This is a genomic window from Micromonospora sp. BRA006-A (assembly GCF_033433935.1).
Lineage (GTDB): Bacteria > Actinomycetota > Actinomycetes > Mycobacteriales > Micromonosporaceae > Micromonospora > Micromonospora aurantiaca.
Map to the genome: position 1 here is coordinate 6,620,141 of NZ_JANCLW010000001.1, position 18,727 is coordinate 6,638,867.

22 protein-coding genes are annotated in these 18,727 nt (G+C 73.8%); 13 read left to right on the plus strand and 9 right to left on the minus strand.

Translation table 11 applies throughout. From position 1 onward, the window contains the following. Nucleotides 1-3: 3 nt before the first annotated feature. Nucleotides 4-960, plus strand: a complete 957-nt coding sequence (gene pheA / locus NMK34_RS30355; protein WP_318336173.1) for a prephenate dehydratase — start codon at nt 4-6, stop codon at nt 958-960. 42 nt (nt 961-1,002) lie between these two features. On the opposite strand, the gene NMK34_RS30360 is transcribed toward pheA, so the two are convergent. The 3 genes from NMK34_RS30360 to NMK34_RS30370 form a co-directional block, all read right to left on the minus strand. Then, nucleotides 1,003-1,722, minus strand: coding sequence for an AIM24 family protein (locus NMK34_RS30360; protein WP_064448083.1), 720 nt, complete (start codon nt 1,720-1,722; stop codon nt 1,003-1,005). Between the two features lie 95 nt (nt 1,723-1,817). After that, a complete protein-coding gene (locus NMK34_RS30365; RefSeq protein ID WP_026268384.1) occupies nt 1,818-2,162 on the minus strand; it encodes a metallopeptidase family protein in 345 nt (114 codons plus the stop codon). 89 nt (nt 2,163-2,251) lie between these two features. Next, nucleotides 2,252-2,680: an OsmC family protein gene (locus NMK34_RS30370; RefSeq protein WP_013289315.1), complete on the minus strand. Its 429-nt coding sequence runs from the start codon at nt 2,678-2,680 to the stop codon at nt 2,252-2,254. A 163-nt stretch (nt 2,681-2,843) separates the two neighbouring features. Between NMK34_RS30370 and NMK34_RS30375 the strand changes: the two genes are divergently transcribed. From NMK34_RS30375 to NMK34_RS30385, 3 genes are all read left to right on the plus strand, one after another. Beyond that, nucleotides 2,844-3,533, plus strand: a complete 690-nt coding sequence (locus tag NMK34_RS30375; RefSeq protein WP_318336174.1) for a hypothetical protein — start codon at nt 2,844-2,846, stop codon at nt 3,531-3,533. Nucleotides 3,534-3,700: 167 nt separating this feature from the next. Further along, nucleotides 3,701-4,522, plus strand: a complete 822-nt coding sequence (locus tag NMK34_RS30380; protein ID WP_318336175.1) for an HAD family hydrolase — start codon at nt 3,701-3,703, stop codon at nt 4,520-4,522. Beyond that, nucleotides 4,522-5,334: an HAD family hydrolase gene (locus NMK34_RS30385; protein ID WP_318336176.1), complete on the plus strand. Its 813-nt coding sequence runs from the start codon at nt 4,522-4,524 to the stop codon at nt 5,332-5,334. Before NMK34_RS30380 ends, NMK34_RS30385 begins: the two co-directional genes overlap by 1 nt. A 35-nt stretch (nt 5,335-5,369) precedes the next feature. Here NMK34_RS30385 and NMK34_RS30390 read toward each other — a convergent pair whose 3' ends face one another. Continuing rightward, nucleotides 5,370-5,960 (minus strand): bacterial proteasome activator family protein, encoded by a 591-nt coding sequence (locus tag NMK34_RS30390; RefSeq protein WP_135242545.1) that lies wholly within the window; start codon nt 5,958-5,960, stop codon nt 5,370-5,372. Between the two features lie 57 nt (nt 5,961-6,017). On the opposite strand from NMK34_RS30390, the gene NMK34_RS30395 reads away from it, so the two are divergent. Both NMK34_RS30395 and NMK34_RS30400 read left to right on the plus strand, forming a co-directional pair. Next, nucleotides 6,018-6,845: an alpha/beta hydrolase gene (locus NMK34_RS30395; RefSeq protein ID WP_318336177.1), complete on the plus strand. Its 828-nt coding sequence runs from the start codon at nt 6,018-6,020 to the stop codon at nt 6,843-6,845. A gap of 49 nt (nt 6,846-6,894) precedes the next feature. Then, nucleotides 6,895-8,118 (plus strand): ABC transporter substrate-binding protein, encoded by a 1,224-nt coding sequence (locus NMK34_RS30400; protein ID WP_318336178.1) that lies wholly within the window; start codon nt 6,895-6,897, stop codon nt 8,116-8,118. Nucleotides 8,119-8,184: 66 nt separating this feature from the next. Here NMK34_RS30400 and ddaH read toward each other — a convergent pair whose 3' ends face one another. After that, nucleotides 8,185-9,018, minus strand: a complete 834-nt coding sequence (ddaH, locus tag NMK34_RS30405) for a dimethylargininase (protein ID WP_318336179.1) — start codon at nt 9,016-9,018, stop codon at nt 8,185-8,187. Between the two features lie 59 nt (nt 9,019-9,077). On the opposite strand from ddaH, the gene NMK34_RS30410 reads away from it, so the two are divergent. Both NMK34_RS30410 and NMK34_RS30415 read left to right on the plus strand, forming a co-directional pair. After that, the gene (locus NMK34_RS30410; RefSeq protein ID WP_026268389.1) at nt 9,078-9,536 is read left to right on the plus strand and encodes an Lrp/AsnC family transcriptional regulator; all 459 of its coding nucleotides are present in this window, start codon (nt 9,078-9,080) and stop codon (nt 9,534-9,536) included. 61 nt (nt 9,537-9,597) lie between these two features. Then, nucleotides 9,598-10,554, plus strand: a complete 957-nt coding sequence (locus NMK34_RS30415) for a zinc-binding dehydrogenase (protein ID WP_318336180.1) — start codon at nt 9,598-9,600, stop codon at nt 10,552-10,554. A gap of 7 nt (nt 10,555-10,561) precedes the next feature. Here the strand turns inward: NMK34_RS30415 and NMK34_RS30420 are convergent, their stop codons facing one another. From NMK34_RS30420 to NMK34_RS30430, 3 genes are all read right to left on the minus strand, one after another. Further along, nucleotides 10,562-11,716, minus strand: a complete 1,155-nt coding sequence (locus tag NMK34_RS30420) for a T3SS (YopN, CesT) and YbjN peptide-binding chaperone 1 (protein WP_318336181.1) — start codon at nt 11,714-11,716, stop codon at nt 10,562-10,564. Nucleotides 11,717-11,781: 65 nt separating this feature from the next. Beyond that, nucleotides 11,782-12,039 (minus strand): DUF6457 domain-containing protein, encoded by a 258-nt coding sequence (locus NMK34_RS30425; RefSeq protein ID WP_013289326.1) that lies wholly within the window; start codon nt 12,037-12,039, stop codon nt 11,782-11,784. Further along, complete coding sequence (locus tag NMK34_RS30430; protein WP_318336182.1) at nt 12,036-12,782, minus strand: molybdenum cofactor guanylyltransferase; 747 nt, start codon at nt 12,780-12,782, stop codon at nt 12,036-12,038. The genes NMK34_RS30425 and NMK34_RS30430 overlap by 4 nt, the downstream gene beginning before the upstream one ends. Nucleotides 12,783-13,048: 266 nt before the next feature. On the opposite strand from NMK34_RS30430, the gene fdhD reads away from it, so the two are divergent. Then, entirely contained in the window at nt 13,049-13,903 is an 855-nt protein-coding gene (fdhD, locus tag NMK34_RS30435) for a formate dehydrogenase accessory sulfurtransferase FdhD (RefSeq protein ID WP_318336183.1), read from the plus strand. Between the two features lie 47 nt (nt 13,904-13,950). On the opposite strand, the gene NMK34_RS30440 is transcribed toward fdhD, so the two are convergent. Further along, nucleotides 13,951-15,114 (minus strand): DUF4192 domain-containing protein, encoded by a 1,164-nt coding sequence (locus tag NMK34_RS30440; RefSeq protein ID WP_318336184.1) that lies wholly within the window; start codon nt 15,112-15,114, stop codon nt 13,951-13,953. 152 nt (nt 15,115-15,266) lie between these two features. On the opposite strand from NMK34_RS30440, the gene NMK34_RS30445 reads away from it, so the two are divergent. From NMK34_RS30445 to NMK34_RS30460, 4 genes are read left to right on the plus strand one after another with little or no spacing between them, the layout of a single operon-like run. Next, nucleotides 15,267-16,181, plus strand: a complete 915-nt coding sequence (locus NMK34_RS30445; protein WP_318336185.1) for a fructosamine kinase family protein — start codon at nt 15,267-15,269, stop codon at nt 16,179-16,181. After that, a complete protein-coding gene (gene moaA / locus NMK34_RS30450) occupies nt 16,178-17,194 on the plus strand; it encodes a GTP 3',8-cyclase MoaA (RefSeq protein ID WP_318336186.1) in 1,017 nt (338 codons plus the stop codon). The genes NMK34_RS30445 and moaA overlap by 4 nt, the downstream gene beginning before the upstream one ends. A 2-nt stretch (nt 17,195-17,196) precedes the next feature. After that, a complete protein-coding gene (locus tag NMK34_RS30455) occupies nt 17,197-17,442 on the plus strand; it encodes a MoaD/ThiS family protein (RefSeq protein ID WP_194800319.1) in 246 nt (81 codons plus the stop codon). A gap of 20 nt (nt 17,443-17,462) precedes the next feature. Continuing rightward, a complete protein-coding gene (locus NMK34_RS30460) occupies nt 17,463-18,725 on the plus strand; it encodes a metallophosphoesterase (protein ID WP_412098936.1) in 1,263 nt (420 codons plus the stop codon). Nucleotides 18,726-18,727 lie beyond the last annotated feature (2 nt).

An 18,727-nucleotide genomic window follows, 5' to 3' on the forward strand; every position in this document is an offset into this window, starting at 1 on the left:
GGCATGCCGGGAACACCGCCGACCCGCTTCGTCTACCTGGGCCCCGAGGGCACCTTCGCCGAGCAGGCCCTGCGTACGGTGCCCGCCGCCGAGCGCGGGGACCGCACGCCGGCCCGCAGCGTCGGCGAGGCGCTCGACGCGGTACGCGCCGGCGAGGCGGACGCGGCGCTGGTGCCACTGGAGAACTCCATCGGCGGCGCGGTCGGGGTGACCCTCGACGAGCTGGTCGAGGGCGACCCGCTGGTGATCACCCGCGAGGTGGTCCTCCCGGTGGAGTTCGTGCTGGCCGCCCGCACCGGCACCACGCTGGCCGACGTACGCTCCGTCGCAGCCCACCCGCAGGCGTCCACCCAGTGCCGGGGCTGGCTGCGGGCGCACCTGCCGGACGCCACAGTGGTCGATGTGCTCTCCAACGGCGCCGCCGCGGCCGGGGCGGCGAGCGGCGAGTACGACGCCGCCATCTGCGCCCCGATCGGCGCGAGCCGGCACCGCCTGGCAGTGCTGGCCGACAAGATCGCCGACCACCCGGACGCGGTGACCAGGTTCGCGCTGGTGTCCCGCCCCGGGCCGCCCCCGCCACCAACCGGCGACGACCTGACCTCGCTCGCGGTGTGCCTCGCCCACGACCGGGTGGGCGCGCTGCTGGCGGTGCTGATGGAGCTGGCCGTGCGCGGCGTGAACATGACCCGGATCGAGTCCCGCCCCACCGGCGAGGCGCTCGGCCGCTACGTGTTCTTCCTGGACTGCGCCGGGCACGTCGCCGACGTACGCCTCGGCGAGGCGTTGCAGGGACTGCGCCGGGTCTGCGCCGACGTGCGGTTCCTGGGGTCGTACCCCCGGCACCGCTGGAGCACGGCGGCGGGTGACCAGCAGACGCCGGTGCCGCCGGGGCTCACCGACGCCGACTACGCCGACGCGGCGGCCTGGGTGGCCCGGCTGCGGGCCGGCGAGCTGAGCTGACCGACCCGGGGCGACCTCCGCGGACGCCCCGGGCGCCCAGGGTCACTGCAGCAGGCCGCCGAGCACGCCGCCCTGCTGCTGGGAGCCGCTGCCGGCCACCGGAGGCTCCTCCGAGGGCTGGACCACGACGAAGCCCTGACCGGCGAAGCTCATCGTGAACGCCTCACCGGTGCTGCGGCCGAGCAGCGTGCCCAGGCCGAGCTGCTCGGCACGGTGGTAGCCGGTCTGGAGGTTCGCCGACCAGCACACCGCCGCCTGCGGGTCCACGTACGTCGGGGCGTCCACGTTGAGCACCACAGGGGTGCCCTTGGTGGTGATGGCGATCCGGCCGTGGCCGGTGAAGACGCAGTTGAACAGGCCGGACGAGGACGCGAACCCGGCGCCGCCGACCATCTTGATGTCGTACTGGAGCGTCGAGTCGAACGCCAGCACGCTGGAACCGTTGATGGACAGCGCGTCGCCCGGCTCCAGGTCGATGACGTGCACGTCCTTGGCGAAGTCGGCGAGGAAGACGTCGCCGCGCCCGGAGACCTTCATCAGCGGCACGCCCTCACCGGTGAGCCGCTGCTTGATGAACTTGCCGATGCCGCCGGAGCCGAGCGCCTGGAACTGCACCTGCCCCTGGTAGGCGACCATCGACCCGACCCGGGCCATCGCCTCGCCGTTCAGCTCGATCTTCAGCATCTTGGAGTTCTGCAACCGCATGCCGGGCTGCTGGGACTCCTTCTCAAGGTTCTCCGCGGAGAACAGCGCGCTGCGCATGGGTTTTCCTCCTGCATCAGGATCTGCCTGATCCGCAGGTTAGGGGACCGGCGCAACCGCCGGGATCAGCCGAGCGGGGACGCGCCGGAGGCCGGTCAGCCCCAGCCCAGGGCGTGCAGCCGCTCGTCGTCGATGCCGAAGTGGTGGGCGATCTCGTGCACCACCGTCACCGCCACCTCGTCGACCACGTCGTCGTCGGTGTCGCAGATCGCCAGGATCGGGTTGCGGTAGATCAGGATGCGGTCGGGCAGCACACCGGAGTAGTCCCAGCCGCGAGAGGTGAGGGCATGCCCCTCGTACAGACCGAGCAGGTCCTCGCCCGGCGGCGGGTCGTCCTCCACCAGGATGACCACGTTGCTCATCAACCCGAGCAGTTCCTCGGGCACCTCGTCGAGCGCCTCGCCGACCAGTTCCTCGAACCGGTCCCGGCTCATCTCCACGGCCACGCGGCCCGGTCACTCCCTCCGGATCGGGCACACCGCACGGCGAGGGCGCCCCGCAGGACACCCCCGCCGTGCCGTACGCGATGTCAGGCCAGACGGGCGTTCAGCGTGATCTGCGCGCCCGGCGACAGCAGCCGGGAGATCGGGCAGTTCTCCTTGGCCGCCTCGGCGAGCTTGGTGAACTCGGCCTGGTCGATGCCCGGAACCTGGCCCACGGTCTCCAGGTCGATGCGGGTCACCGTCATGCCGGCGTCGGTCTTGTCGAAGTGCACCTTGGCGGTGGTCTCCACCGCCGTCTCCTGGGCGCCGGCGTCGGCGAGCTGCTTGGAGAGGGCCATCGAGAAGCAGCCGGCGTGCGCGGCGCCGATCAGCTCCTCGGGGTTGGTGCCCTCGCCCTCCTCGAAGCGCGACTTGAAGGAGTAGTTGCCGGACAGGCCGCCCTTGCCGGTGCGGACGGTGCCGGACCCCTCGGTGAGGTTGCCCTGCCAGCGAGCGGATGCGGTACGGATAGGCATGGCACCGACGCTAACCGAAAGCGGGCCGCCCCGCACCGGACCCCGGGGTCGCGATCCGGGCCGGCGGGAGCGGGCTGTGCCATGATTCGACGCAGGCCCGCGTACGGGAAGGGTGGCCATGTCGCAGGATCTCCCCGTTCCCCGGCAGGACAAGCGAATCCCCATGCAGGACACCAGGTCCGACGACACCACGATCGTCGAGTGGGGCGACACCGAGCCGGAGTCGTCCGGCCGGGCCGCGCGCTCGCTCGCCGCGCTGGGCCGGGACCGCCGTCTGCCGCCCGTGCTCACCGGGCTCGGCGCGGTGGCCGCGCTCGCCTCGCTGATCGGCGAGTGGCTGGCGATCACGGTGCCGGCCGAGACCCGGGGCGAGGACGCACCGGCCCGGCTGACCAGCGGCATCTCCGAGATCGGCGGGCTCGGTACGGCGTACCTGGTGGGCCTGCTCGGGCTGTCGGTGGCGGTGGGGCTGGCGCTGCGCGGTGCCCCGGCGGTGCGGCAGCACGCCCGGCTGGCCGGGCTGGGTCTCGCGGCGGCCGTGCTCGGGGTGCTGGTCGCGACCGCCGCCTCCCTCGAACAGCTGGCCCGGCGCATCCTGTTCTTCGTCGGCGAGCAGAGCCTCCAGGTCGAGCACGGACGCGGCCTGGTCAGCGCGTTCGTCGCTGTCGCACTGCTGGCGGCCGCGCTGCACCTGGCCGGTCGCGCGGCCGGCGGGACGGCCACCGACGGGGAGCCGGACGAGGACCGGCCCGAGCGCCGCCGCCGGGCGGACGAGGACGACGTGCCCCCGGCCCCGGCGGATCTGACGGTGCAGCCCACGGTGCCGTTCGCGGGCCCCGAACGGGCGTACTGAACCAGCTCCGGCAGCGCGTCCGGCGGCCACCGGAGCTTCGCCGCCGATTCGCCGGAAAGCCGTGGTTGCCGCCCGTTCCGCGAGATACGGTTGCTGCCCGCCGTCCCATGGTCGCGGCACCGAGGACCTGGTCGGCCGGCGTGACGGCGGCGGGCGAAGGAGGAACCATGACCCGCCCGGGACTGCCCAAGCTGATCGCCACCGACCTCGACGGCACGCTCGTCCGCAGCGACGAGACCGTCTCCGCGTACACCCATCGGGTGCTGGACCGGGTGCGGTCCGCCGGGATCCCGGTGGTCGGCGCGACCGGCCGCGGACCGCGCCTCACCGAACTCACCCGCAACGACATCCGGGCCGCCGACTTCCTGGTGATGGCCGGCGGCGGCCGGGTGGTGGACCAGAGCGACCCGGAGGGGCCCCTGGTGCTGCGGGACGAGCGGCTGCCCGGTGAGGTGCTGGCCCGGATCCTCACCGACCTGGAGGCGGCGGTCGGCCCGCTCACCGTGATGGTGGAGGCGTCGGACGAGCACGACGCGCCGCTGTGGGGCGACTACCACCCGAGCTGGCCCTACCCGGACCGGTTCGAGGCCCGCAGCCGGGTCGAGTGCCTGTCCTGCGACGTGATCAAGGCGTTCGCCCGGACCGCCGACCACCACGTGGACGAGCTGCTGGCCGCCGCCCGGGCGATCGTGCCGCCGGACGTGGCCACGCTCACCCAGGCCGGGCTCGGCTTCATCGAGATCTGCCCGCCCCGCACCGACAAGGCCAGCGGGCTCAGTGTCATCGCCGAACGACTCGGCGTGGACCCGGCCGACGTGCTGGTCTTCGGCGACCAGCCGAACGACCTGCCGATGTTCGACTGGGCCGGATGGGCCCGGGTGGCGGTGGCGAACGCCCACCCGGAGGTCCGGGCCGCGGCGGACGAGGTCACCTTGCGCAACGACGACGACGGCGTCGCGGTCTACCTGGACCGGCTACTCTCCCGGTGATGGAAGATCCACCTCGGCTCGTCGCCTCCGACATCGACGGCACACTGCTGCGCGACGATCGGACGGTCAGCCCGCGTACCGCCGCGGTGCTGGCCCGCATCGCCGCCGCCGGCACCCCGGTGGTCCTGGTCACCGGCCGTCCGATCCGCTGGCTCCCGATGGTGTACGAGCAGCTCGACGCGCCGCTGCCGGCCATCTGCGCCAACGGCGCGGTGGTGTACGACCCGGACACCGACCAGGTGCTGCGGGCCGACCCGCTCGCCCCGGAGCTGCTGGCCGAGGTGGCCCGGCGGCTGCGGGCCGAGGTGCCCGGCGTGAGCCTCGCGGTGGAGATCGTGGACAGCCGGCAGATGCGGCACGAGGCGCACTACCCGCTGCGCTGGGACGCCGACCTCGACGCGATCCGGGCGGTCGAGTCGCCGGAGGAACTGCTGGCCGCGCCCGCGGTGAAGTTGCTGGCGCGGGCCGGTGAGCAGGACCCGGACGTCTTCGTGCGGGTGGTGGCGGGCGCGCTGGAGGGGCTGGCCGAGGCGACCCACTCGTCGTACAGCGGGCTGATCGAGATCTCGGCCGCCGGTGTGACGAAGGCAGCGGGCCTGGCCTGGTACGCGGAACGGCTCGGCGTCGACGAGCGGGACGTGGTGGCCTTCGGCGACATGCCCAACGACGTGCCGATGCTGGCCTGGGCCGGACGGGCGGTGGCCGTCGCCAACGCCCACCCGGCCGTACGGGAGATCGCCCACGAGGTCACCGGCCCGAACACCGAGGACGGCGTGGCCGCGTACCTGGAGAAGGTCTTCGAGCTGGACTGAGCGGCCGGGGCACCGTGCGGCGCCCCGGCCGACTGTCACAGGTACTGGCCGGGCGCGTGGCCCTCGCCGGCGCCGGGCATCCCGGGCATGCCCGGCATCACGCCGCCCGGGCCGCTGGGCAGCGCCTGACGGCCGGAACGCATCTGCTCCAGCTGGACGCGGGCGGCCATCTGCTGGGCCACCAGCGCGGCCTGGATGCCGTGGAACAGCCCTTCCAGCCAGCCCACCAGCTGGGCGTGCGCGATCCGCAGCTCGCCCTCGCTCGGCGCCTGCTGCTCGGTGAACGGCAGCGAGATCCGCTCCAGCTCCTCGCGCAGCTCGGGCGCGAGGCCCTCCTTCAGCTCGACGATCGAGCGTTCGTGGATCTCCCGCATCCGGTGCCGGCTCGCGTCGTCGAGCGGCGCCGCCTTCACCTCCTCCAGCAGCTGCTTGATCATGCTGCCGATCCGCATCACCTTGGCCGGCTGCTCGACCAGACGGGTCGGGTCCTCGCCCTTGCCCTCGTCGGTCTGCACCGTGCCGACCGGGCGGCCGTCCGGCCCGACCACCACCACGGTGCCCGGGATGCCATCGTTGCCCTGTTCGTCGTCGTGTCCGGCGGAGTGCGCTTCGGTCATGGCACCCATCTTTACCCACGCCGACCATGTGCACGCGGCCGGTCCGGGGGACGCTACGGTCGCCGCATGCTCTCCGACCCGCGCGAGGTGCTGACCCGCCCGTCCCCGCCCCCGGATGCCACCGTCTCCTACGGCGACCACCCGGACCAGTGCGCCGACCTGCGGCTGCCGGCCGGTGACGGGCCGCCCCGGCCGCTGGTGGTCGTGGTGCACGGCGGCTTCTGGCGGGCGGAGTACGACAGGGCCCACACCGGCCCGATGGCGGCGGCGCTGGCCGCGCTCGGCCACCCGGTCGCGCAGATCGAATACCGGCGGACCGGCCGGCCGGGCGGAGGGTGGCCGCACACGCTGACCGACGTCCGCGCCGGGATCGCCGCGCTGCCGGCACTCGCCGCCGCCGCGATGCCCGGCCGGGTGACGCCCGTACCGCCGATCCTGGTCGGTCACTCCGCGGGCGGGCACCTGTCCCTGTACGTGGCCGCGCACGCACCGGAGACGGTCGGCGGGGTGCTCGCGCTGGCGCCGGTGGCCGACCTCGCGCAGGCGTACCGGCTGGACCTGGACGAGGGTGCGGTGGCCGCGCTGCTCGGCGGCGGCCCGGACGACGTGCCGGACCGGTACGCGGCAGCCGATCCATCGGCATTGGTGCCCATTCAAACACGCACAGTAGTCATTCACGGCGATCAAGATACCCAGGTTCCGGTCGCGATCAGCCGCTCCTGGGTGGCGTCCGACCACGCCGCGGGAGGCTCCGCCACGCTCGTTGAGCTGCCCGCATGCGAGCATTTCGGGCTGATCGCACCGGGTTCCACCGCATGGCCCCAGGTGGTGGCGGCGTTGCGGTCGCTTCACGATGATCTTCAGGGCATTGACGCAGCGTCGTCGACCAGGTAGAACGCCGAAGGGGTGTGCACCATGGCCACCCCGTCGGGAAGGAAACTCGGTGGCACAGATGAACCGCAGGCGGGCGCTGCAACTGCTGGCCGCGCTGGGTACCACCGGACTGGCGGCGGGTTGCGGCTCCGGGGACGACGAGTCCGGAGACCAGGCCGGATCCGGCAGCCCGATCAAAGTCGGGCTGATCGTGCCCGGCAGCGGAGCGAACAAGGCCATCGGTGACGAGATCACCAACGGCTTCCAGCTCTTCGTCAGCATGCGCGGCCAGCAGATCGCCGGCCACCCGGTCACGCTCGTGACCGCCGAGGAGGGCGACACCGCCGCCACCGGAAAGGCCGCCGTCGACCGGCTGCTCTCCGAGGGCGTGCTCGCGCTCACCGGCGTGGTCAGCCCCACCGTGATGACCGGAATCAAGGAGGCGGTCGAGGAGGCCCGGGTGCCCCTGCTGGGCTCCAACGCCTCCCCGTCGACGCTCCAGGGCGTCGTCTACATCTGGCGCACCTCGTACGTGCTCACCGAGCCCGGCGAGGCGCTCGGCGAGTACCTGCGCCAGAAGCTGGACGCGTCCAGCCGGATCGCCATCTTCGGCACCCGTGGCCTGGGCAGCCAGGACGTCATCGAAGGGCTGCGGCGCGCGTACGAGCGGGGCCGCCGGCTCACCGAGGACCCGATCTTCACCGACGACGACCCGAACCCGTCCCGGACGCTCTACTCCGGGCCGATCCGCAAGGCGCTCGGGCGCAAGCCGGACGCGGTCTTCTGCCACTACTCCGGCGCGCAGGCCGTGCAGTTCGTCAAGCAGCTCTACGCCCAGGGCTACCGGGGACCGATCTACGCCCCCGGCTTCCTCACCGAGGGCACCGCGCTCGACCAGCTCGACGACGGGGAGAAGGGCCGCGAGCGCAAGCTCATCCAGACGTACGGGATCGAGACCGCGCTGAACTACTCGGCCGACCTGAACAACACCGCGAACCGGATCTTCGCCTCGGCGTACCGGAAGACGTTCAACTCGGCGCCCACCACGTACGCGATGGCGTCGTACGACGCCGCGCTGGTGCTGGACAAGGCGATCCGGCTGGCCGGGTCGAACCCCTCGCCGCAGCAGGTCAACCTGGCGCTCGGCAAGGTCGGCCAGGTGGACAGCCCGCGCGGCACCTGGCAGTTCAACCAGACCCGCACCCCACAGCAGAAGTGGTACCTGCGCCGGGTGCAGACCGACGGCCGGCTGCTCTCCAACGTCGTGATCAACGAGCTGGCGACGCTGGGCTGACCGGCCCCCGTACGCGCGCAAGGGCGGTCTCCCACCGGGAGACCGCCCTTCGCGTCGAGGCTCTGCTCAGTGCCGCAGCTCGGCGATGCAGCACTTCACGCTGCCACCGCCCTTCTTCAGCTCGGCCAGCTCCACCGGGACCGGGTGGTAGCCGGCCGCCTTCAGCTTGCCGGCGAGCCGCGTCGCCTCGTTGTTCAGCACCACGTTGAGCCCGTCGCTGACCAGGTTCAGACCGAACGCCAGCGCGTCCTCGTCGTCCGCGACGATCGCGTCCGGGAAGAGCTGGGCCAGCACCTTCTGGCTCGCGGCCGAGAAGGCGCCCGGGTAGTAGACGACGTTCTCGTCGTCGATCGAGGCCAGCGCGACGTCCAGGTGGTAGAAGCGCGGATCGACCAGGTGCAGCGAGACGACCGGCCGACCGAGCGCCTCCTGCGCCTCGGCGTGCGCGGCCGGCTCGGTCCGGAAGCCGTACCCGGCCAGGATCAGGCCGCCGTGCGCCTCCGGCAGGTACGCGAAGTCGCCCTCACCCTCGTTCGTCTCGCTCGGCGCGATGAACCGCCAGCCCTGCTGCTCGTAGAACGCCCGGTGCGCGGCGGCCTCGGCGGACCGCTGCTCATGCTTGAACCGGGCGCCGTAGACCGTGCCGTCGACCACGAACGCGCCGTTCGCGGCGTAGACCATGTCCGGCAGGCCCGCCTCGGGAGTCAGCAGGTGCACCTCGTGGCCCAGCCCGACGAGCGTCTCGCGCAGCCGGTCCCACTGCTTGACCGCCAGGTCGGCGTCGACCGGCGTGGTCACGTCCATCCACGGGTTGATCGCGTACTCGACCGTGAAGTGCTCGGGCGAGCACATGAGATATGTCCGCTTTCGCGAGACTCGCTGCTGGTTCACGGTCACCAAGAGTAGGTACGGTACAACTTTGGTAACAGCCACAAGCATTGCTTCCCGGGAGCGGAACGTTGCAGATAGACGCGGTCGACCAGCGAATCATTGCGTTACTCGTCGCGGATGCTCGCGCCTCGTACGCGGACATCGGCAGCCGGGTGTCACTCTCCGCCCCCGCCGTCAAGCGACGCGTCGACCGCCTCCGATCCGCCGGGGTGATCCGGGGATTCACCGCCGTCGTCGACCCGGCCGCGGTCGGCTGGACCACCGAGGCGTTCGTCGAGCTGTTCTGCGCCGGCCGGACCACACCGGCGCAGATCGGCGCCGCCGCCCGCCGCCACCCCGAGGTGGTCGGCGCGTACACCGTCTCCGGCGAGGCGGACGCGCTCGTGCACCTGCGCGCCGCGGACATCGCCCACCTGGAGGAGGCGCTGGAACGGCTACGCGCCGAATCGTTCGTCACGTCGTCGCGCAGCACCATCGTGCTCTCCCGGCTGGTCGAGTCCCCCGGCGTCGGACCGTCCACGCCTTGACCTCAACCTCGCTTCATGTCGTGCACTGGACCCCGTGACCGGCGAGACACGAGGAGGCGGTATGCGTGCGGTGTGGCTGCGGGAGTTCGGCGGACCGGAGGTGCTCGTGCCCGGGACGGCACCCGACCCGGCACCCGGACCGGGCCAGGTCCTCGTCGACGTGGCGCACGCGAACATCACGTTCGTCGAGACGATGTTCCGGGCCAGCGGCTTCGGGCCGTTCGGCACCGCACTGCCGGTGATCCCCGGTAACGGGGTCGGCGGCACGATCACCGCGCTGGGCCCGGGCGTCGATCCGGCGCTCGCCGGCCGCGTCGTGGTCACCGCCACCGGCGGCACCGGCGGGTACGCCGAGCGCGTCGTCGTCGACCGGGACGCGCCTGTCCCCGTACCCCCGGGGTTGCCGCTGGACGCGGCGGTGGCGCTGATGGCCGACGGCCGGACCGCCCTGATGCTGGCCCGGGCGGCCGGGCTGCGGCCCGGCGACCGGGTGCTGGTCGAGGCGGCGGCCGGCGGCGTCGGGTCGCTGCTCACGCAGCTCGCGGCCGCCGCCGGCGCGACGGTGGTGGCCGCGGCCGGCGGCGGCCGCAAGGTGGGCGTGCTCCGCGCCGCCGGCCTAGACGTGGCGGTCGACTACCGGCAGGCGGGCTGGGCCGACCGGGTCCGGGACGCCGTGGGCGCCGTCGACGTGATGTTCGACGGCGTGGGCGGGCCGCTCGCCCGGGAGGCGTTCGACCTGCTGGACCGCGGTGGGCGAATGCTCAGCTTCGGGCTGGCCGGCGGCACCTGGGCGGACATCCCGGCCGAGTCGGCAGCCGCACGCGGGGTGACGCTGCTGAGCCCCCGGCCCGGCCCGGACGAGCTGCGCGCCCTCACCGAGGCGGCGCTCGCCGAGGGCGCGGCCGGGCGGCTGCGGCCGTTGATCGGGCAGCGCTTCCCGCTGGAACGGGCCGCCGCCGCGCACGCCGCGATCGAGGCCCGGGAAACCCTGGGCAAGACCTTGCTCGACGTACGCTGAGCAGCGCTCAGAGGTACATGCCGGTGCGGTGCTCCTCGGCCCGGGCCGGCTTGTCGCCCTCGCCGAAGAAGCGCTTGCCGCCGAACTCGCCGTGCAGACGGTCGTCCAGCTCGTCGGCGAGACCGGTCATCACCTGCACCGCGAGCATCAGGTGGGTGGGCTGGAAGTTGCGGCCGAACACCGGGATCGAGGCCCACACCGTGTCGTCGGCGCAGTAGAGCCGGCCGATCGGCATCCGGTTGGTCAGCTCGGAGAGCTTCACGTACAGGCGCTCGGTCGGCTCGACCTCGGTCAGCACCGGCGAGAAGACGTCCACGAGCGGCGGGTTGTCGCGCACCCGGACGAAGACCATGGCCGAGCCGGCCCGGATGTTGATGTCGCCGTCGGAGTCGACCTGGAGCTGGTCGGACGCGGACTTCAGCATCGTCGACACGACGGTACGGACCCGCTCCTCCAGGGCCAGCACGTCGTTCTCGCCGGACTGCGCGGCCGCCGCCGCGGCCAGCGCCTCGTCCAGGTCGGCCTCGACGTCGCGGTCCGGGCCGAACTCGCTGCGTGCGGTACCGAGCGGCTCCACGGGAAGCGCGTCGCCCTCGGCGTCGTGCACCAGGTAGACGAGGAAGGCCGGGTGCGGTGCACCGTAGACGTCACGCAGCGTCCGGGACAGCACGGCGGCCAGCCGGGTCGACTCGTCGGTGCCGCAGTCCAGCCCGAACTGCTCACCGGAACCCGGCACCACACCCGGCGGCGACCAGCCGAGCGCGACCATGTCGGCCACCGCCGCCCGGTCCAGCCGGTAGCCCTGCGGCAGCGTGGCGTTTCCGACCGCGCGGCCCGAGAGGCGCCCCTCCTCGCCCGCGTCCACGCTCACCGAGTAGACGGCGTCGCCGGTGCCCGAGGCGGTCGGGTCGAGCGTGACCTCCAGGTGCCCACCGGAGGGCAGCTCGCGCAGCCGGTCGGCGAGCGCCCGGGCGAACTCGCGCCAGGCCTCGGTGACCTTGGCCCGCAGATCAGCAGTGGTCGGCTCGTCGAGCAGGATCGACTCGTGGTGCTCCGGCGCGCCGCCGGTGGCGTGGTGCGCCGACGTCGCGCCGGTGGCGTGGTGCTCCGGCGCGCCGCCGGCAGGCTCGTCGACCGGCTCCGAGGGGTGGTCCGCCGTCATGATCGCCTCCGTCCGTTCCCGCCACCCTACCCAGGGGCGAAGGGGACCGAATCCCGCGCGAGGCGCTAATCCTCAGGTGTGGAACCACCCAGGTCCACCGGCCAGGACCCGGCCAGCGCACTGAGCCGCTCGGCCGCCGCGGCCGGGTCCGCGCCGCGCCCCACCGCCAGCCCCAGCAGGTACGCGGTGACCGGCGCACCCGGCCGGACCACCTGGTGGGCCACGTCCCGGGCCACGTCGAGCACAGTCGGCACGGGCACCCCCGCCGGGTCCAGGTCCAGTTCGGCGCAGACCGCCGTGACCCAGTCGTCCAGCACCGTCATCTCGTCCACTCCTCCGCCCGGCGTACGTCCTCGTCAGTGTCGCAGTCGAACCACGGCGGCGGCCCCGAGCCGGACCAGGACACCTCGCGTACGGCGACGTCGGCCAGCAGCCCGCGTACCGGCGCGCCGTCGAGCGAGCCGCCCCGCGTCACGGCGAGCCGGTCGAGGGCGGACCGCAGGGCCGGTACCCGCCAGATCGCGCACAGGTGCTGGCGCCGGCCGTCCCGGTCCACGTAGCAGGCGAGCCCGGCGGACCGGCCGTCCAACGTCTCCCGCCAGACGGCAGGTGCGTCTTCCGGCCCGGCGGCTGCCGGTGCGTCTTCCGGCTCGGCGGCGGCAGGTGCGTCTTCCGGCTCGCTGGCTGCGGCGTCGAGCGCGGGCGGCGGGTCGTCGCGGGGGTGACAGGCGGCGAGCGCGCGTCGCAGCTCGGCCACCGCTGCGGTGGTGAGCAGCGGCAGGTCGGCGGCGAGCACTGCGACTGTCGTCGTACCGGGTTCGAGCAACGCCAACCCGGCTGCCGTGGCGGCCACCGGACCGCCCCCGGGCGGCTCCTCCCGGGCCGTCCGGACTCCCCTGGGCAGCGGGCCGGACGAGCCGACCACGATCCGCTGGTCCGCGTCGGCCACCGCGTCCAGTACCCGGTGCAGCATCGGCCGGCCGCCTACCGCCCGGGCCGGCTTGTCCACCCCGCCCATCCGCCGCGCCGCACCACCGGCGAGCAGGATCGCCGCGTACCCCGTCACCGCCTCACAGTAGCCACAGCCACGTCGTCGCTTCCCGGCTCGGGGCTCTGCCCGGCGTTGTTGGCGGTTTTCCGACGTTGATCGACTGCTTTCCGCCGAAGTGGTGGCATCCAGGGCCCTCCGATACCGCCACTTCGCCGAACTGGTGTCGATCATCGGGCCCCGGCCTGCCCCGGGCGGCCTGGGGCGGCCGGGGGCGGGGTGGGTGGGGGCGGGAAGACCTGGGGCGACGTGCGGGCGGCGGGGCGCCCGGGGAGGATGGCGGCATGGGACGGGCGACGGATCGGCGTGGTGTGCTGCGGATCGACCTCGACGCGGCCGGGGACGGCCGGGGGCGGATCCGGCGGCAGGACACCCTGGCCGTTGAGGAGCCGCTGGAGATCCGCGTCGGCGCGGCCGGCCCGGGTCGACGCCGGCCGCTGGCGGTGACGATGCGTACGCCCGGCGACGACCTGGACCTGGCGATCGGCTTCCTGCTCACCGAAGGGCTGATCCGGTCGGCGGAGGACGTGCACACCGCGCAGCTCTGCGCCGGGGCGGAGACGCCGAACACGTACAACGTGGTCGACGTGGTGCTCTCGCCCGGCGTTCCGGAACCCGTCACCGACCCGGCGCGCAACTTCTACACCACCAGCTCGTGCGGCGTGTGCGGCAAGGCGAGCATCGACTCGGTACGCACCCGCTCGCAGTTCGCGGTGCGGGACGACCCGCTGGTGGTCACCGCCGACCTGCTGGCCGGGCTGCCGGACCGGCTGCGTGCCGCGCAGCGCGCCTTCGACCGCACCGGCGGCCTGCACGCCGCCGGCCTCTTCACCCCCGACGGTGACCTCGTCGTGCTGCGCGAGGACGTCGGGCGGCACAACGCGGTGGACAAGGTGCTCGGCTGGGCCACCCGGGAAGGGCGGCTGCCGCTGGCCGGGCACGTGCTGCTGGTCTCCGGACGGGCCAGCTTCGAACTCACCCAGAAGGCCTGGATGGCAGGCGTGCCGCTGCTCGCGGCGGTGTCCGCGCCGAGCACGCTCGCGGTCGAGCTGGCCGAGGAGGCCGGGATGACGCTTGTCGGCTTCCTGCGCGGGCCGACCATGAACGTCTACACCGGGGCAGCGCGCGTCGGCGGCTGACGGCACCGGCATCACGGACGTGGCCGGCCCGGCGGGCGGGTGAGCGTTCACCCGCCTGGCCGGCGTCGGCGGCGGCGCAGCACCGCGCCGTCGTTCGAACCGCCCCGGCCGTCCAGCGCGGACGGGGCGACGCCGCGCCGGAGCGCCTCGTCGAGCAGCACCGCGAGCGAATAGCCGGGGTGGGCGGACAACACCCGTTCCAGGGCGACGGCGGCCAGTGCCCCGTGCCCCGATCGCCAGGCGGCGAACGCGAGCAGGCAGCCCGGCGCGGCGATCAGGTCCGGCTCGGCGCGGCGCAGCACGTCCGTCCAGAGGCTGATGTCCTCGCCCCGGCCGTCGGTGCGGGACCAGGCGTGGTCGCGTACCGCGACGTGGACGAGGAGCACTGTCAGCCAGGCCACCTCGTCGTCGTCCATCCGCTCGCCGCGCCGCTGCCGGCGAAAGGCGGCTCGCACGGCTGCCGTGCCCGCCGTCCGCACCGCACGCGGCGCCGCACCCGATGCGGGGCCGTCCGCCGGAACCGGCAACTCCCCGTCCGATCCGGGGCCGTCGGCCGGAACCGGCGACTGTCCGCCCGGCCCGGAGCCGTCGGCCGGTGCGCCGCCCAGCGGGCTTCCGGCCGACGGTGCGGACGGGGGCCCGGTGAGCGCGGCCAGGCGGAGACGGGCCCGAGCGGTGGCCCGGCGCATGGCGAGCCGGACCGGCCCGTCGAGCGGGGACACCTGTGCCGCGAGCGCGGCCCGGTCGGGCAGCGCGACCTGACCGGCGAACACGGCGGCCGCGCTGACCTGGCTGGCGGCCGGGTCGTACGGGGTGCCCTCGGGTGGGCAGCAGGACGGCTCGGCGCACAGGTACGACCACCAGCGCCCGTCGGTGACCCGTAGCGCGTCGAGCACCACTAGACCGGTGGCGGTCAGCGCGTCGCCGATCGCGTCCACGATCCCCGTCACCCGGGCGGCCGGACCGTAGCCGACGACTGTGGCGGCGTCGGCGTCCTGCCGGGCCACCACCTGTGCCAGGTGCCGAGCCGCCGGGCCTGGGTCGGCGCCCGGTGCGGGCAGGTCGCCTCGGGCGGCGAAGACGACGCGGCGGCCGCGTACCGCGACCACCACGACGCTGTCGGCGGGATGGAAGCCGAGCAGGTAGGGCACGGCCGCGACCATGTCGGCCGGCGAGCGGACGGAGAGGCGCGCTGGCTCGGTGGAGTTCATGCCGGGAGCGTGGGCGGTGGAGTGCCACCGCGTCCGTCCCTGTGGACGACACGCCGCCCGTCCACAGATACGGAGCGTATCGGTGCAGCTCAGTGGCGATCGGTGGCGTCGCTCGGCACACGGATGTCCGGGGTACCGGCTACCTTGCGCACATGGACCTGGCGTACCTGCGGGCACACCCGGAGCACCTGCCGACCTTCCTGACCCACCAGCGGATCCGGGAGACGCCGGTGTCCGGTGGTGACATCTGCGCCGCCTCCCGGCTCACGCTGGACGACGGGCACTCGGTGTTCGCCAAGACGTGGCCGGAACGGGCCGCGCGTCCGCTGCCGGAGGGCTTCTTCGCCGCCGAGGCGGCCGGACTGCGCTGGCTGCGCGAGGCCGGCTCGGTGCCCGTACCGGATGTGTTCGTCGCGTTGCCCGACCTGCTGGCGCTCGACTGGGTGGAGCCCGGCGAACCGACGCCGGAGGCCGCGGAGGCGTTCGGCCGCGACCTGGCCGGGCTGCACCGCGCCGGAGCGCCCGCGTTCGGCGCGGACTGGCCGGGGTTCATCGGCGCGCTGCCGCAGGACAACACGCCCGACCCCGGTCCGTGGCCGGACTGGTTCGCCCGGCGCCGCCTCCTGCCCTACCTGCGCATGTCGGTCGACGGTGGCGCGCTCGACGGCGCCGGGGCGGCGCTCGTCGAGCAGGTCGTCGACCGGATCGGCGAGTTCGGCGGTGACGAGCCGCCGGCCCGGCTGCACGGCGATCTCTGGCCGGGCAATCTGCTCTGGGGCGCCGACGGCCGGGTGTGGCTGGTCGATCCGGCCGCGCACGGCGGCCACCGCGAGACCGACCTGGCGCAGCTCGCGCTGTTCGGCGGCCCGCCACACTTGGACCGGATCATGTCGGCCTACCGGGAGGCGTGGCCGCTCGCCGACGGGTGGCGGGAGCGGGTGCCGCTGCACCAGTTGCATCTGCTGCTCGTGCACACCGCGATCTTCGGCGCGGCGTACGCGGACGCCGTGGGTTCCACCGCCCGTGCCGCCCTCCGCGGGCTCGACCGCGCTACGGTCGACCGATGAGCACCCCCCGGACGACGACCGACGGCGTCCTCGCCGACCGGTACGGCCGTGTCGCCCGGGACCTGCGGGTCTCGCTCACCGACAAGTGCAACCTGCGCTGCACCTACTGCATGCCGGCCGAGGGCCTGCCCTGGCTGGCCAATCCGCAGCTACTCACCGACGACGAGATCGTCCGGCTGGTGGGTGTCGCGGTGACCCGGCTCGGCATCACCGAGGTGCGCTTCACCGGCGGTGAGCCGCTCATCCGGCCCGGCCTGCCCGGCATCGTGGCGGCGGTCGCCGCGCTCACGCCCCGGCCGCGCATCTCGCTGACCACAAACGGCATCGGCCTGGCCCGCATGGCGCCGGCGCTGCGCGCGGCCGGGCTGGACCGCGTCAACGTCTCGCTCGACACGCTGGACCGGGACCGGTTCACCGCGCTGACCCGCCGCGACCGGCTCCCCGACGTACTCGCCGGGCTGGCCGGGGCCGCCGAAGCCGGGCTGACCCCGGTGAAGATCAACTCGGTGCTCATGCGGGGAACGAATGACGACGAGGCGCCCGCGCTGCTCCGGTTCGCCCTCGCGCACGGCTACGAGCTGCGGTTCATCGAGCAGATGCCGCTCGACGCCCAGCACGGCTGGGACCGCTCGACCATGGTCACCGCCGACGAGATCCTGGCGTCCCTGCACGCCGCGTTCGCGCTCACGCCGGACCCGTCCGAGCGGGGCGCGGCACCGGCCGAGACGTGGCTGGTGGACGGCGGGCCGGCCCGGGTCGGGGTGATCGCCAGCGTGACCCGGCCGTTCTGCGGCGACTGCGACCGCACCCGGCTCACCGCCGACGGCCAGGTGCGCAACTGTCTGTTCGCCACCGAGGAGTCGGACCTGCGCGGCGCGTTGCGCGACGGCGCGGACGACGAGGAGCTGGCCCGGCGCTGGCGGTCCGCGATGTGGGCCAAGCGGGCCGGGCACGGCATCGACGACCCCACGTTCCTCCAGCCCGCACGCTCGATGTCGGCGATCGGAGGCTGAGGGTGGAGCTCACCGTCCGCTACTTCGCCGGCGCCCGCGCGGCCGCCGGACGACCCGAGGAGACCGCATCCGCGGGCGTGTCACTGGACGAACTCCTCGATGAACTGGCCGCCCGGCACGGCGAACGCCTCGCGGTGGTGCTGAAGGCGGCGAGTTTCCTGGTCGACGGCGTGGCCTGTCATGATCGACGGGCACTGTTGCCGGCCGGGGTGACGGTGGACGTGCTGCCGCCCTTCGCGGGCGGCTGAGGGGGGCACACGTGCTGGCCATGGCGACATTCCTGGGCTTCGTCGTGCTCGTGATCGGCCTGATCCACTTCTACCTGTGGAAGCGGCTGGTCCGGGACACCACGTGCCCCGGGCGGTGGCGCCGGGCGGGCACGGTGGCGATCGCGGCGCTGGCGGTGCTCGTACCGGTGACCATGGCGGGCACCCGCAACGGCTGGTACTGGCTGGCCTGGCCCGGCTACCTCTGGGTCGCACTCATGTTCTACCTGCTCGTGCTGCTGCTGGTCCTGGAGGTGCCGACCGCCGTGGTCCGGCTCGTGCTGCGTCGCCGAGCCCGCGCGGCGGTCGCCGCCGGTCCGGAGCCGGAGCCCGCGCTCGTCGGCGCCGCGACCGCGGAGGGTACGACGCCGCCGCCTGTCGACAGCACCGACGCGCCGCCGCCCGGCACCCACGCGCCGGACCACGACCCCTCCCGGCGGCTGCTGCTCGCGCGCGGGGCGGCGATCTTCGCCGGGCTCACCGCCGCCGGCGTCACCGGCTACGGCGTGCGCACCGCGATGGGCCCGCCGCAGCTCGACCGGGTGCAGATCCCGCTGGCCAAGCTGCCCCGGAGCATGGACGGCCTGCGTATCGCCACCGTCTCGGACATCCACCTCGGGCCGCTGCGCGGCAGGGCGCACACCGAGCGGATCGTCGCGATGATCAACCGGATGGACGCCGACCTGGTCGCAGTGGTCGGTGACCTGGTCGACGGCACGGTGGCCGAGTTGGGTGAGGCCGCCGAGCCGCTGCGCGACCTGCGGTCCCGGTACGGCAGCTTCTTCGTCACCGGCAACCACGAGTACTACTCCGGTGTGGAGGAGTGGGTCCGCGAGGTGGACCGGCTCGGCCTGCGCGTGCTCCAGAACGAGCGACAGGAGATCCAGGCCCGGGGCGGTGTGCTGGACCTCGCCGGGGTGAACGACGTGAGCGCCGCCGGCACCGGGGTGGCCGCGCCCGCCGACTACGCCGCCGCCCTCGGCGACCGCGACCCGAGCCGGCCGGTGGTACTGCTGGCGCACCAGCCGGTGGCCGCGCAGGAGGCGGCGAAGTTCGGCGTCGACCTCCAGCTCTCCGGGCACACGCACGGCGGCCAGATGGTGCCGTTCAACCTGGCGGTGAAGCTCGAACAACCGGTGGTCTCCGGTCTCGGCGAGGTCGACGGCACGAAGGTCTACGTCACGAACGGCGCCGGCTTCTGGGGCCCGCCGGTACGGGTGGGCGCGCCTCCCCAGGTGACGCTCGTCGAGCTGCGCGCTCAATAGCG

Bases quoted from the DNA above. Each gene is read 5' to 3' on its own strand.
- NMK34_RS30380 (WP_318336175.1), top strand. From the start codon at position 3,701: ATGACCCGCCCGGGACTGCCCAAGCTGATCGCCACCGACCTCGACGGC.
- NMK34_RS30440 (WP_318336184.1), bottom strand. From the start codon at position 15,114: ATGAACTCCACCGAGCCAGCGCGCCTCTCCGTCCGCTCGCCGGCCGAC.
- NMK34_RS30395 (WP_318336177.1), top strand. From the start codon at position 6,018: ATGCTCTCCGACCCGCGCGAGGTGCTGACCCGCCCGTCCCCGCCCCCG.
- NMK34_RS30385 (WP_318336176.1), top strand. From the start codon at position 4,522: ATGGAAGATCCACCTCGGCTCGTCGCCTCCGACATCGACGGCACACTG.
- NMK34_RS30375 (WP_318336174.1), top strand. From the start codon at position 2,844: ATGCAGGACACCAGGTCCGACGACACCACGATCGTCGAGTGGGGCGAC.
- pheA (WP_318336173.1), top strand. From the start codon at position 4: ATGCCGGGAACACCGCCGACCCGCTTCGTCTACCTGGGCCCCGAGGGC.
- NMK34_RS30420 (WP_318336181.1), bottom strand. From the start codon at position 11,716: ATGACGGCGGACCACCCCTCGGAGCCGGTCGACGAGCCTGCCGGCGGC.
- NMK34_RS30390 (WP_135242545.1), bottom strand. From the start codon at position 5,960: ATGGGTGCCATGACCGAAGCGCACTCCGCCGGACACGACGACGAACAG.
- NMK34_RS30445 (WP_318336185.1), top strand. From the start codon at position 15,267: ATGGACCTGGCGTACCTGCGGGCACACCCGGAGCACCTGCCGACCTTC.
- NMK34_RS30370 (WP_013289315.1), bottom strand. From the start codon at position 2,680: ATGCCTATCCGTACCGCATCCGCTCGCTGGCAGGGCAACCTCACCGAG.
- NMK34_RS30425 (WP_013289326.1), bottom strand. From the start codon at position 12,039: ATGACGGTGCTGGACGACTGGGTCACGGCGGTCTGCGCCGAACTGGAC.
- moaA (WP_318336186.1), top strand. From the start codon at position 16,178: ATGAGCACCCCCCGGACGACGACCGACGGCGTCCTCGCCGACCGGTAC.
- fdhD (WP_318336183.1), top strand. From the start codon at position 13,049: ATGGGACGGGCGACGGATCGGCGTGGTGTGCTGCGGATCGACCTCGAC.
- NMK34_RS30360 (WP_064448083.1), bottom strand. From the start codon at position 1,722: ATGCGCAGCGCGCTGTTCTCCGCGGAGAACCTTGAGAAGGAGTCCCAG.
- NMK34_RS30460 (WP_412098936.1), top strand. From the start codon at position 17,463: ATGGCGACATTCCTGGGCTTCGTCGTGCTCGTGATCGGCCTGATCCAC.
- NMK34_RS30415 (WP_318336180.1), top strand. From the start codon at position 9,598: ATGCGTGCGGTGTGGCTGCGGGAGTTCGGCGGACCGGAGGTGCTCGTG.